This is a genomic window from Chitinophaga hostae (assembly GCF_018224885.1).
GTDB lineage: Bacteria > Bacteroidota > Bacteroidia > Chitinophagales > Chitinophagaceae > Chitinophaga > Chitinophaga hostae.
On record NZ_JAGTXB010000004.1, the window covers coordinates 351,254 to 364,941 of the forward strand.

Here is a 13,688-nt window from a genome sequence, read left to right on the forward strand (position 1 = left end):
GCTACGTATAACCGTAGCCGTTTCTCCTCTTTTGTGCTTACTTAAATGATGATGTATGAAGCTGCAAGGGCTTGTAAAAGTATGTGCTGCTATGTTGTGCTGCTTATGCAGTCAGCAATTGCTGGCGCAGCAATTAAAGCTGGGAACGAATCCCACCCTGCTAAAACCATCTGCTTTACTTGAATTGGAGAGTACAAAGCAGGCCTTATTAATAACCCGCATCGCCGATACCAGCCTGATCACAAGTCCGATAAATGGTATGATCATTTATCTGACAACTGATAACTCATTCCGCGTCAGGGCAAATAGTTACTGGAACAAGTTGATTCCGGAAGGCGGCGCCATCAAATCTATTAACAACGACCTTACACCAACTCAAAACATAACTGCCAGTTATACCCCTGCGGGTACGTTTGGATTTGCCACCGCAAGTGGAACACACACACTGACCATTCCGGATGCAGGATTAACAGCCGCAGGATTTGTTAACACAGGCGCCCAGTCATTCAAAGGACTTAAGAATTTCACAAATGGTTTGCAGACGCTTAATCTGCGTGTAGTCAACGATTTGAGCACCCCTACAAAAGTATTAGGTAAAGATGCCAACGGAGATGTGTCTGCCCTGACATTGGGTACCACACTCGGTATTGCCACCGGCACATTGAGCGCTAACAATGCCACTAAGTTGTGGAACGCAAATAAAATAGCCGATTACGATGTTTTGTTTAGTACAGCACCACTGAACGATCAGGTACTTACCTTTAATGGCACGCAATGGATCGCTAAAGCCCCCGCCGCTGGTGGCATCACATCCATTGGATTCTCCATGCCGTCACAGCCCTTATTCAGCATAACAGGTTCACCACTCACCGCCAATGGAACTATAACAGCTAACCTGAATACACAAAATGCAAACCTTGTTTTTGCTGGTCCGGCTACAGGAGCCGCCGCTGCACCTGGGTTTCGCTCCTTAGTGGCGGCTGATATTCCCGCTTTGGATGCAAGTAAAATAACAACAGGCATCCTGCCGCTAACGCTTGGTGGTACAGGGCTTTCTACTATCGGAGCTGTTGGTAACCTCATAAGGGTTAAGAATGCCACCTCACTCGAATATTTCACGCCTTCTTATCTGGATGGCACCAATAAGATTTCTATTATTCCCGGCTCAGGCGTAATGACGATGGCGCCATCTATTACGCAAACGCTTTCTACCAATCCCGCCTGGACTATCAGCGTCGATAGCGCCAAGAATATCTGGAATGCTAATAAAATACAGAAGAATGCTGTCATTGATAGTTTGCCAGGCGATGGAGACGTTTTAAAATGGAATACAACCAGACAACTATATGTCCCTTCACAAGACATTACCGGCGGCGCTTCTTATGGTAATTTAACCAGTAACGATATTACGTACGCAGATGCACCCGATCCAAAATATAGAATGAAAATATGGGCAAGCCCCACCAGCGGTACAGTGGTAAATGGCCCGGCCGGAACAGGCGCCTGGGCATGGAGTGTACTGTCATTTCAGAATACAGGCTATACTACCCAGTTATATTTTGATAAGAATACACTAGCCCTGAGAGAATGGAAAAATAACACGGCTGCGCCGCCTCCGTTAGTTGCCGGTTCTAACCCATGGTATAAAGTGGTGACGATGCAGGGTGATTCTTTATTGGGAGTAGGGGGATTAATCTTCGGTTCCCGGTTCACCGATTCAAAATCAGAAGTAGGACAAGACTCTGTTAATTTATTCTGGGATAATTCATCAAAAGAGCTGGGGATTAAAACTAATTCACCCAATGCGAGCCTTGATGTAAATGGAACGGCTAAAATAGGTGTCGGGGGAACGGTATTGAGCGGCATCTTCCGTTTGACTAATCAGACAGTGGCTTCTATTGCTGTAGGGGTAGTTTCAAAAACATTTACCGTGACAGGGGCAGCGGTTGGAGGAAGCGTTATCGTTAATCCAAGAGTTGATTTTGCCGCCAATTTCTATATCCTTTCTTCAAGAGTAAGTAGCAGTAATACGGTTACCGTAACGTTTAACAACACTTCGGGTGGTACTATCACAAACCGGGTTTTTGATCTGACTGTTATCCAATAAGCATAATTGAAAAAGAAATATTTAATATTATCATTTATACTATTGCTGGCGAAAAACCTCTCCGCCCAGCAAGGCGTCTACATCCCTACCGGCGCCACTGTGTGGCTCTCCGGTAATACCAACGTAGGCATCTTCGCTGATATGACCAATAATGGTATCCTCGGATCCAACCCCAATACGACCTTCTATTTCCTCGGCAAACTATGGACTAACGGAAACGGTGCTACGTTGCCGGATGAAAGCCCTGATGGCATTTCCGGCACCGGCGGTACCTTCAGTTTTTCCGGCCTTGCCTCCGGGCAGCAAAAAGTATTCGGAGGTTATAGCTTCATCACCAAAACAGGCCCGAGCTTTCCCAACCTGCAACTGAATAATACGGCTGGTTTACTGCTGGATGATTTCAGCGATCTGAAAATCAGGAATAACCTCCAGTTTAGCAGCGGCCGTCTTTATCTCAACGGCTGGAACCTGCAGCTGGGCGATAAAACACCGGGTACCGTTACGGGGTATTCGGATTATCGTTATGTAGTAACAGGCAAAGGCATCGCCGGTGGCGTCTTCTATCGCGCAGGAATTAATAACGCCGCCGGTAAAGTAGTATTTCCTATAGGCACCGACGATGCGGGCTATGCGCCTGCAGCGGTACTGATGATAGGCGGGATCGATATGATCGGCGCCAGGGTATACGACAGCGTTTTTACTGTAGCCGCCGGCGGCACCGCTTACCCTGACAGTTTTGTGAATAAAACCTGGAACATCCGCCGGGTAGATAATAGCGGGGGAGAAGTAGATGTGATCCTGCAGCATATGGATGTGAGTGAACTGCCCGCCTACGCTACATATCGCGACAGCAGCTTCATTACCCGCTTTGTAACCGGTGTATGGGATAATGTACCATCAATCCCCTATAAACCGCTGCCAGGAACACTAACAACTAATGCCATGATGCAGCCGGCTACCATGCACCTGCGGCATTTCACTGCGCTGGGCAGCAATGAGTTTTTTGCAAAAACAACTTTGTTCGGCTCCGTCAAACCAGCCATGTTCCTCAGCTTTGAGGCATTCCGCATAGCGCCTTTCATCGTGCAGCTGGACTGGACCACCAGCAGGGAAATTTACAACGCCGTGTTTGAAGTGGAACGCCGGTACGAAAGAGAAGAAGCCTTTACTAAAATAACTACTGTACCTACCAAAGCTATTAACGGTAACAGCAGTACGCCGCTGAGTTATACCTGGCAGGATATGAATGATTACGACGACTGGACCTATTACCGCATAAAGGCCGTAGGACGGAATGGTAAGATCACCTATTCCGAAGTACGTGCCGTACCGCCATTTGTACAAATTAATGTATTCCCGAACCCGAACAATGGTAAGTTTAAAGTATCAATCCGCGGTATTCGTGGGGAAATGCTGATGCAGCTGCAGGATGTTTGGGGCCAGGCAATACGCCAGTATACGGTCAACAAGGACCAGGATGTGAATATCACAGATATGCCTGCCGGCGTTTACTTCCTGGTAATTTATCATAAAAATACCATGAAAGTGGCATACACCTGTAAGGTGATCGTTGCCCAGTAAAATCAGGAATCAGGAATTGGGGAATTACGAATTACGAATGGCATACCCGTAATTCGTAATTCCTGATTCCCAATTCGTAATTCTCTTGTTTTTCTCGCCTATTTGACTCAATTTTGTAACGTTCTTCCCTATAGACGATTCATTTAAACAGATACTTTTGAAAAAAATAATCATCACGATAGATGGCTACTCTTCATGTGGCAAAAGCACTTTGGCTAAGCAATTAGCTAAAAAGCTGGACTATACCTATATAGACAGTGGTGCGATGTATCGTGCAGTTACACTTTATTTTATTCAAAACCGTATCGACTGGCTTTCTCACGAAGCGGTAGCGCTGGCCCTGAAAGATGTGCACCTCGATTTTGTGCCCAATTCCCTTACCGGGTTTAGCGAAATGTATCTTAATAACGAAAATGTAGAACACCTCATCCGGGAAATGATAGTAGCGGAAAAGGTGAGCGAAGTCGCCGCGGTTAAGGAAGTCCGCGATTTCGCCGTGTCACAGCAAAAGAAAATGGGTACCCGTAAAGGTATCGTGATGGATGGCCGGGATATAGGCACTGTAGTATTCCCGCATGCAGAACTTAAAATTTTCATGACCGCCGAAATCGCTATCCGCGTACAGCGCCGCTTTAAAGAGCTGTATGAAAAGAACCCGAACATTACCCTGGAAGAAGTAAAACAGAATCTTGAATTAAGGGATTACATCGACGCCAACCGCGAAATAAGCCCGCTGCGTAAGGCTGATGACGCTATTATCCTGGATAACAGTCACTTAAACCTTGAAGATCAGCTTCAATTAGTGATGCAATGGGTAGAAGATGCAATCATGGCCCATTCTTCATAAAATATTATTTCCATTTATTAAAAGTGTTTTATACATTTGCTTATGTAGCAGCTTGCTACTGACCCAATAATTTTTCCACATCCTCCCGAATTTCCAGCAGAATTTATTTGCATGCCAAACTGATGTCATTTTATTGACACTTTTTGCTGAACCAACCTTATCCTCCCTGAGAAGCATTGCTTAGGTAATTTTTGTATTGGAAGTCACTGTGCCAACGATTTTGTGCAAATGACCTGGCTGAATAAGACATTCAGAAAATGTGCGTAAGACGCGTTATTATATATCGTGCCTCAGGAAAGGTCTTATCCTAGCTATATCCACAAGGACCCTTTGCTATTAACCGATTATAAATTGCTATTATATAAAATTTCGCCTGTTGTAGTCACACCGCTGCCCATGCAGGCATGAAAGGTAATGTGGGATGGAGTGGTACGCCACTGCTATCTCATATTTTCAGTAGGTGTATTCGGTTAATAGGAAGAAGGGGCGAATTCTTTCGCCCTTTCGCTTTTTTAAAACTTTTTGATTGTCAGACGATAGTGCGAATGTTGACAGTGCCCCATTTGACGCGTTTATCTTTAAATCACACGTGTTATTCGTAATTCTTTTTTAAATTGTGTAGTCACACAGACCAGCCAATGTCTATAAAAGGTGTATGTTTTTTATCCCTGCTGTTGCTGGGAGCCTGTTTTGGAGCCATAGCCCAGGATTCCATTCGGATTTACAGGTTACTGGACTCCGTTCGTGCGCTCCCAAATGATACCGCCAAGGTGTCTCTGCTCCTGAAAAAGAGCGGAGCTAACGCCCGTTATTTTGAATCACACAAAATAGAAAACCCCTTCGCCCAGGATGCCCTCACGCTGGCACAGCAACTCAAATACGCCAAAGGTATATCGCTTGCGTATAATGAGATCGGTACCAGTAAAAGAAATAAGTCACTTTATATCGTTGCGGAAGACTACCACGAAAAAGCCCTCAAGGCGGCTGAAGAAATCAATGATACTTTCCTGATCGTTTTCTCCCTGAACAATGCAGGCGTGGATTGCCGCCGCCAGGATAAACTCCAGAAAGCCTTCGACTACCATGTCAGGGCCCTGCGGCTGGCAGAGAAGATCAATGATGTCCGCAATATCTGCGTAGCCACCAACAGCATCGGGAATATCCAGCTTACCACGGAAAAATATGCCGACGCCATCACGCATTTTAACCACGCGCTGGAACTGGAAGAAAAAAGCCATAACGACCTTGGAATAGCGATCAACCTGGGTAACCTTGGTTATGCCTACCAGGGACAAAATAAACTGGACCTGGCCATCCAGTATTATAAACGCTCCCTGGCCATGAACCAGAAAATGGACAGGCCCATTGGTATGGCCATCTGTTACAACGCCCTTGGTGCCGCTTACCAGGAAAAGAAGGACTACCAGTCCGCTATGTTTTACCTGAAAAAAGCGCTGGAGGTAAATGATAAGGTAGATGATAAAGTGCATGTGGCGGAAAGTTACCTCAGTATAGGTAAGCTCCTCAGAGCCCAGGGTAAGCACGATGAGGCAAGGAAATATATGATGCAGTCGATCGATATCAGCAATTTTTGGGGATTCAAAGCCATGCTGATGGAGGCCTATAAAGCACTGGCTGCCGATTTTAAAGAAAGCGGCGATTTCCGGAAATCGCTCGATGCAATGGATAAATCACTGCTGTATAAAGACAGTATCCTGGATGAGAAGTCGGCCATGGCCCTCACCCAAATGCAAACCATCTATGAGGTAGACCAGAAAAATGTCCAGATCCGCAACCTCGAACACGATAAAGTGATAGGGGACCTTCGCACCAAACGAAATGTGGTAGTTACCTTTTTCCTGGCAGCTTTCCTGATAATGGCGATTGTTGGTGGCTTTTTCTATATCCGGCACCGTAACCTCAAAACAAACAAACAAACCCTGCAACTGGAGCTGCGGTCGCTTCGTTCGCAGATGAACCCCCACTTTATTTTTAATTCTCTCAGCTCCATCCACCGCTATATATGGAGCAATAACCAGGAGGAGGCCTCCGACTACCTGACCAAGTTTTCCCGGCTGATGCGCCTCATCCTGGATAATACACAGCATACTTTTGTTACATTAAATAAAGAACTGGAATCATTAAGATTGTATCTTGACCTCGAAGCGCTTCGCTGCAATGGAATTTTTGAATACCGGTTCAATGTTGACCCGGAAATCAACGATGAAGAAGTACTGATTCCCCCCATGATATTACAACCATATGTGGAAAACGCCATCTGGCATGGACTTGTGCACAAACAACCGGATGAAAAAGGACTCCTCGATATCGAAATTGTACTGAAAAAACGCAGCCTTATCTGCACCATTACCGATAATGGTATCGGCCGGAAAAAAGCCATGGAAATTAAAGACCGGAAAGGACGTACGCACAATTCAGTGGGAATGAAAGTAACAGAAGGACGGATAGACCTGATACGGAAAATCAATAACAAAGAAGCAAAAGTAACCATAACAGATCTCGAAGATGAATCAGGACAGGCCACCGGAACTAAAGTCACGATTGTTTTGCCTGCTGAATTTATATTTTAGCGGCCCGGTTAGGATACGTTGCCATATCATTATTATTTAACCATAAAACTGCTAATAGCTAAAGCTACCTGTATGAGCGAAATCAAAGCTGTCATTGTTGACGATGAGCAACATTGCATTGATGCCCTGCAAACGATGTTACAAAAAAAATGTCCCGGTGTACATGTAATTGGTTCGGCGAAAAGTGTGCGGGAAGCAAAAGAGCTGGTCGACGAATTACAACCCGACCTGGTATTTCTCGACGTGGAAATGCCTTATCAGAACGGTTTTGAGCTGTTGAAACTATTTGAAAGAGTTTTCTTTGACGTCATTTTTACAACAGCATATGAACAATATGCGTTGAAGGCCATCAAGTTTAATGCACTGGATTACCTCCTGAAACCCTTTAGCATAAAGGAATTGCAGGATGCATTGGATAAGTTCCGGGAGAAAAAATTGAATCGCCATAAAGAACCGGGTGTATCTCCGATGGAGGTTTTTTTACAAAACATGAAAACACTCCAGCAAACACATAAGAAGATTGCATTGCCTACCATCAACGGTTTGGTGTTTATGCCCGTTCAGAATATCGTCCGCTGCGAATCTACCGGCAACTATACCCGTATCTTTTTTACCGACAAAAAGAACCTGATGGTATCCCGGCCACTCAAGGAGTTTGAAGAACTCCTGTCTGATGTGGATTTCTTCCGGGTACATAATTCTCACCTGATAAATATGCAGCAAATGCAGTCCTATATACAGGGTGAAGGAGGGTTTGCGCTAATGAGTGATGGCACACAGGTAGAAGTATCCAGGCGGCGTAAAGCCGACTTCCTGAAAAAGGCCATGCAGTTTTGACAAAGCAACGACTCCGATTTTATTCGTTTTTATGCCAGTTATAGTTAATTACCTACCATATAATAAATGGCTATTGCGGGCATATTGCAGATAAACTACTTTTGAATTACGATTTCAATATAAACACAATATAAAGATTTTATACTCTGCATTACTAGCGTGATTAGCCCCAAAGAAAAAAGACACCTTCCTGGTGTCTTTTTTGTTATACCTCGTTTTCAAGTAAATATCTATATATAATCTATTTTAATCAATTGTGGCCAGTTCATCGGCTTTGTGCTCCAGCCCGTAAAAAGACAATAACCGCCGGATCACTCCTTCCACCAACGCGTCCGGACAGGATGCGCCACTCGTTAATAGGATAGTTATCCGATCTTTTTCAGGTAAAAAACTATTACTGCTGATTTCCCTTTTATGGTGAAAATCCCAATGGTTAATGGCACTGCCGGAAAGTATATGTTCGGGAGATGAGATAAAATAGGTTGGCAGCTTTTCTTCACACAATTCCACCAGGTGCGAAGTATTGGAACTGTTGTACCCGCCCACTACAATGGCCAGATCTGCCGGCTCCAGCAACATACCGGTAACTGCGGTCTGGTTATCGTTGGTGGCATAACAAAGCGTATCCCGGGTATCGGCAAATCTTTCTCCAACAGTGGCCTCTGTAAGCCCGAAAGTGGCCATCATTACCTGCCTGATATAGTCGGCAATCGCCTGCGTTTCCGTGGCCAGCATGGTAGTCTGGTTCACTACACCCACCCGTTGAAGATCGGCAGCCGCATCAAAGCCGGGGGAGTACTGCCCTTTAAACAGGTCATAAAATTCATCCGGCTTTCTTTGTCCGTTGATGAATTCAGCCAGCAGTGCAGCTTCTTTAATATCTTTTACTACCACCGTAGGCGTGCCCGCCTGGCTATGGGAGAAGGTAGCCCGGGTTTCCTCATGTTTAGGCTTGCCATGTACAATGACGGTGTAATTTTTCTTCCCGATTTGCTCTGCCTTGTTCCATACACGTTCTACAAAAGGGCAGGTGGTATTGTATTTCAGGGGTTCTATACCCAGCAACGCCAGCTGCCGCTCGGTTTCCAGGGTGGTGCCAAACGCAGGAATGATCACAATATCATCGTGCTGCAGGCTTTCCCAGGGAACCAGCTGATTACCCGAAGTATCCATGATAAATTGTACCCCGCGACCCAGCAGATCGTTGTTCACATGCGGGTTATGGATCATTTCACTCAACAGGAAAATACGTTTGCCGGGGTTTTCATCTACCGTTTTAAAGGCGATTTCAATGGCGTTTTCCACACCATAGCAAAATCCAAAGTGACGGGCGAGTAAAATCCTGATCGGACCAAAATCAAGCTCAGTAGGAGTGAAGTCCTTCTTCATGCGGTCCTCCTGCTTGCGCTGGTTTTTGATGGCGCTGATCAGCGGACTGCGATATATAACCGGAACATTAAATGTTTTCATGTCTTAAATGGCGGAAATTGAACCGCAAAGTTAATCAGTTTTCTTTGCTCACTTTGTCTAACCATGCTTTTTCTTCTGCACTCAGGCTATTATAGCCTTTTTCATTGATCTTATCCAACAACTGATCCAGCCTTGACTGGCTGTTGTCGTCAGCCTTTTTTACTACTTTCAGCGGTGATTTTTTAGGTTTGAATTTCCGGGCGATTTGCCGTTGCTCCCGCCGGGTATTGGCGTCAAACAGCCATATTAATGGTTTACAAAGGTCGGTGCCGGCCTGCAGGATACGGATGTAAAAGAAGCCCAACAGGGAACCGCCCATATGGGAAATAAGTCCGCCTATATTGCCATTGGGAATAGAAATCAATCCCAGTACCACCAGGGCTGCCGCCAGCCACTTGAGCTTTACACTGCCCAGGAACATCAGCCCGATTTCATAGTTGGGCATCAGGGTTGCCGCAGCTACCAGGATACACATAATAGCAGCAGAAGCCCCTACCATGGTAGAACCCACATAGCCGGTAAACAGGCTGCTGCTTAAAAGATAAAGTAAACCGCCGGCAATACCCCCCAGCAGATATAAAGGAAGCACCCGCTTATTACCCAGGAAGTCCCTGAACAGGTTACCAAACCAGTACAGGTTGATCATATTAAACAACACATGGAATATTTCCTCGTGCGTAAACATGTAGGTGATCAGCCCCCAGGGCTTTAATATAAAAGCGCTCAGCGGCGCATGGATGGCCAGCTGATCATAGGTCCATATAAGCGGAGCGGGTTGTTTGGTCAGAAAGGCAATAAGACGCAGCACGTTGATTCCCAGGAAAATAACGATGTTCCAGAATAACAAATAGTTCACTGTATTACCTTGCCTGAGCCAATAGCGAATATCCGATTGAAATGAGGTCCCGTTCATATACACAAATTAAAATAAATTCCGGGATTAAATAATAGTAATTAACATTTTGAATAGAGGAAAAATAAGCTGATTTACTGCGGATAAATCTCCGCTCACCCCTCTCTGTTTATCAACAATTAATCCCGATTCTGGTTGCTTTTCCGGCAAAAAAAATGCCTGGTTACATAGTTCAGTTTTTTGTCGAAGTATAAATTTTAATAATACATTTAAAAAATATCTGAAAACTGCGCCCCATATGACAGCAGATAGCGTTATTCTTCAATAAAAAAGCGGATAAACAGGGATTTTTTCGTATTTTTGCCGTCCCATAAAACAGGGAGTCCGGGTATTCCGGCTTAAATTTTTAATTTTTTATGAGCGAAAACAACATTTCTAACGAACAAAACGCTGAACAACAGGCTCCGCAAGCTGAAGTTGCGGTTGAAACAGCGACACCAAAGGCACCTGTAGCAAAAGTTGAAACTGCACACGACGATTTCGACTGGAGCGTTGACAAACGTAACGTTTCTTCCTACAGCAAAGAAGAAAAAGAAAAGTACGATGTAACTTATGACAGCACGTTCAAGGTGTTTGAAGAAAACAGCCTGCTGACCGGTACTGTAGTAGGTTTAACCAACACAGACGTAGTAATCAACATCGGTTTCAAATCTGATGGTTTGATTTCTCTGAACGAATTCCGTGACTTACCAGGTCTGAAGATCGGTGATGAAGTGGAAGTGCTGGTAGTAGAAAAAGAAGACCGCGATGGTAACCTGCACCTGAGCCGTAAACAGGCTCGCCAGAAACGTGCATGGGAAAAAATCGTGGAAGTTTACAAAACAGGCGAAGTGGTTACTGGTACCGTTACCAGCAAAACCAAAGGCGGCTTGATCGTAGATGTATACGGTATGGAAACATTCCTGCCAGGTTCTCAGATCGATGTGAAACCAGTTACAGATTACGACCAGTTTGTAGGCAAAACTATGGAGTTCAAGGTGGTGAAAGTAAACGAAACCATCCGCAACGCCGTTGTTTCCCACAAAGCGCTCATCGAAAGCGATATCGAACAACAGAGAGTGGATATCATCAGCAAACTGGAAAAAGGCCAGGTGCTGGAAGGTACCATCAAAAATATCACCGACTTCGGTGCATTCATCGACCTGGGTGGTCTGGACGGCTTACTGTATATCACAGATATCAGCTGGGGCCGTATCTCCCATCCGAGCGAAGTGCTCCAGATGGATCAGAAAATCAACGTTGTTGTGCTTGACTTCGATGACGAAAAACGTCGCATAAGCCTGGGCTACAAACAACTGACCCCGCATCCGTGGGATACTTTACCAGCTACTATCACCGAAGGTGCTAAAGTAAAAGGTAAAGTTGTAAACATCGAAGACTACGGTGCATTCCTGGAAATCATGCCAGGTGTTGAAGGTCTGGTTCACGTTTCTGAAATCTCCTGGGCTTCTACCCCTATCAACGCGAAAGAATTCTTCAAATTAGGAGAAGAATACGAAGCAGTGGTAGTTACCCTGAGCAAAGACGAGCGTAAAATGAGCCTGTCTATCAAGCAACTGACAGAAGATCCATGGTCTACTATCGAAACTAAATTCCCGGTTGAAAGCCGTCACAAAGGCATCGTGAAAAACATCACTCCTTATGGCGTTTTCGTTGAACTGGAAACTGGTATCGGTGGCATGATCCATATCTCTGACCTGAGCTGGATCAAACGTTTCAACCACCCATCTGAATACACTAAAGTAGGTAGCGAAATAGATGTAGTAATCCTGGGTATTGATAAAGACAACCGTAAACTGAGCCTCGGTCACAAACAGATCGAAGAAGATCCATGGAACACTTTTGAAACTATCTTCCCGATCAACTCTATCCACGAAGGTACTGTTGTGAAGAAAGACGACAAAGGTGCTACTGTTCAACTGCAGTACGGTCTGGAAGCTTACGCTCCTGCACGTCACCTGAGAACTGAAGATGAAAAACCAATCAACGTTGAAGACGTGAAAGAATTCATGATCATCGAATTCGATCGCAGCGAAAAACGTATCCTGGTTTCTCATACCAGAGTTTGGGAAAAAGCACAGGCGGAAGAAAAACAGGCTGTAGTGAAAGAGAAGAGAGAAGAAGCTGACAAAACCCGTAAGGCTGTGAAAAACATCCAGGGTAAAGTTGAAAAAGCTACTTTAGGTGATCTGGGTGCTTTAGCTGAACTGAGAGAAAAACTGAAACAATCTGAAGGTGGCGAAGAAAAAAGCGCACAATAAGACCAAGTTTCGTTAAATAATAAAACCCGCTCCGAGTAATATTGGAGCGGGTTTTTTCTTGCCCAGGATTTTTTCTTGCCCAGGATTATACTGATTATGAGGATTTACAGGATTTTTTTCTTTTTTGATTTTAGAAGATTAGTGGAGACAGAAGCTGATATTGCTTTGTATCTCTCGAATCTTTTAAAATCAAATTATAATCACAATAAAAAAATCCTGTAAATCCTCATAATCAGTATAATCCTGGGCAAGAAAAAATCCTGGGCAAGAAAAAAACGGGGCGCAAAAACGCTGCCTTATTCAAAAATAGCCACCACGCGCGCAGGCGCGGCGCTCGCCCCCTTTATCTTCAACGGAAACACACTCACTTTAAAACCCGACGCAGGCAACACGCCCAGGTTAACCAGCTGCTCCATATGACAATATTCTTTTTGCTGCCCTACCAGGTGCGCCTGCCAGAAGTAATTATCCCGCTTGTTTTCTTTTGCTTTCTGCGCCATATATTTTAATGGCAGATCAAATCCCCATTGGTCAATTCCCATCACCTTCACTCCCTGGTCAATCAGCCAATGTGTTGCTTCTGCACTCATGCCGGTACCGCGCATAGGATACTCCTTTGTGCCGATGTACTTGTCGCGCCCCGTATAAATCAACACAATGGTACCCGGCCTGATCACCACACCACTTTTTTCCAGGTCGGCACGTATATCCGCTACCGTTATCTCCTCAAAATCTGCCTTATGTGTCATGTTCAATACCACGCCATCACCATAACACCACTCCAGTGGTATTTCATCAATAGTTTTGGCAGGCTCGCCATTAACGGTGGGCGAATAATGCCAGGGGGCATCTATATGCGTAGCGGCATGTACTCCCATGCCTATGATCTTATCGTCAGCCCACCCTTCAAATCCTTTGGGGAAAAGCTTCGCAGGCAAACCAATAAAAAAGCGGATCAGGCCCTTGCTTTGCCGATGTGTTTTGTGCTTGATGCGGATACGCATAAACCATGGATCCTGCTTGTTGTAGGCAATGGTTTTGGATAGATCTACGATTTTCATAGTGTTGATTGGAAAATGGT

Annotated in this window: 9 protein-coding genes; 6 read left to right on the forward strand and 3 right to left on the reverse strand. The window is 44.9% G+C overall.

The features are described 5' to 3' along the window. The first annotated feature begins 55 nt into the window (after positions 1–55). From KE626_RS10985 to KE626_RS11005, 5 genes are all read left to right on the forward strand, one after another. Positions 56–2,107 carry a hypothetical protein gene (locus KE626_RS10985; RefSeq protein WP_211972945.1) on the forward strand — a complete coding sequence of 684 codons (2,052 nt, stop codon included), beginning with the start codon at positions 56–58 and terminating at the stop codon, positions 2,105–2,107. Positions 2,108–2,113: 6 nt separating this feature from the next. Then, positions 2,114–3,688 (forward strand): T9SS type A sorting domain-containing protein, encoded by a 1,575-nt coding sequence (locus KE626_RS10990; protein WP_211972946.1) that lies wholly within the window; start codon positions 2,114–2,116, stop codon positions 3,686–3,688. A 157-nt stretch (positions 3,689–3,845) separates the two neighbouring features. Then, a complete protein-coding gene (gene cmk / locus KE626_RS10995) occupies positions 3,846–4,535 on the forward strand; it encodes a (d)CMP kinase (protein WP_211972947.1) in 690 nt (229 codons plus the stop codon). Between the two features lie 638 nt (positions 4,536–5,173). Beyond that, a complete protein-coding gene (locus tag KE626_RS11000; protein ID WP_211972948.1) occupies positions 5,174–7,126 on the forward strand; it encodes a tetratricopeptide repeat-containing sensor histidine kinase in 1,953 nt (650 codons plus the stop codon). Between the two features lie 72 nt (positions 7,127–7,198). Next, positions 7,199–7,963: a LytR/AlgR family response regulator transcription factor gene (locus tag KE626_RS11005; protein WP_211972949.1), complete on the forward strand. Its 765-nt coding sequence runs from the start codon at positions 7,199–7,201 to the stop codon at positions 7,961–7,963. Between the two features lie 246 nt (positions 7,964–8,209). Here the strand turns inward: KE626_RS11005 and KE626_RS11010 are convergent, their stop codons facing one another. Both KE626_RS11010 and KE626_RS11015 read right to left on the reverse strand, forming a co-directional pair. Next, entirely contained in the window at positions 8,210–9,433 is a 1,224-nt protein-coding gene (locus KE626_RS11010; RefSeq protein ID WP_211972950.1) for a 4-hydroxy-3-methylbut-2-enyl diphosphate reductase, read from the reverse strand. A 34-nt stretch (positions 9,434–9,467) separates the two neighbouring features. Then, on the reverse strand, positions 9,468–10,346 hold the full coding sequence (locus tag KE626_RS11015; protein ID WP_211972951.1) for a rhomboid family intramembrane serine protease: 879 nt from the start codon (positions 10,344–10,346) through the stop codon (positions 9,468–9,470). Positions 10,347–10,702: 356 nt separating this feature from the next. Between KE626_RS11015 and rpsA the strand changes: the two genes are divergently transcribed. Continuing rightward, a complete protein-coding gene (gene rpsA / locus KE626_RS11020) occupies positions 10,703–12,607 on the forward strand; it encodes a 30S ribosomal protein S1 (RefSeq protein WP_211972952.1) in 1,905 nt (634 codons plus the stop codon). 296 nt (positions 12,608–12,903) lie between these two features. Here the strand turns inward: rpsA and KE626_RS11025 are convergent, their stop codons facing one another. Further along, positions 12,904–13,668 (reverse strand): cyclase family protein, encoded by a 765-nt coding sequence (locus KE626_RS11025; RefSeq protein WP_211972953.1) that lies wholly within the window; start codon positions 13,666–13,668, stop codon positions 12,904–12,906. Positions 13,669–13,688: the final 20 nt, after the last annotated feature.

Excerpts from the sequence above, each read along its gene's own strand:
- KE626_RS10985 (WP_211972945.1), top strand. The coding sequence starts at position 56 with ATGAAGCTGCAAGGGCTTGTAAAAGTATGTGCTGCTATGTTGTGCTGC.
- KE626_RS11000 (WP_211972948.1), top strand. The coding sequence starts at position 5,174 with ATGTCTATAAAAGGTGTATGTTTTTTATCCCTGCTGTTGCTGGGAGCC.
- KE626_RS11005 (WP_211972949.1), top strand. The coding sequence starts at position 7,199 with ATGAGCGAAATCAAAGCTGTCATTGTTGACGATGAGCAACATTGCATT.
- KE626_RS11010 (WP_211972950.1), bottom strand. The coding sequence starts at position 9,433 with ATGAAAACATTTAATGTTCCGGTTATATATCGCAGTCCGCTGATCAGC.
- KE626_RS11015 (WP_211972951.1), bottom strand. The coding sequence starts at position 10,346 with ATGAACGGGACCTCATTTCAATCGGATATTCGCTATTGGCTCAGGCAA.
- rpsA (WP_211972952.1), top strand. The coding sequence starts at position 10,703 with ATGAGCGAAAACAACATTTCTAACGAACAAAACGCTGAACAACAGGCT.
- KE626_RS11025 (WP_211972953.1), bottom strand. The coding sequence starts at position 13,668 with ATGAAAATCGTAGATCTATCCAAAACCATTGCCTACAACAAGCAGGAT.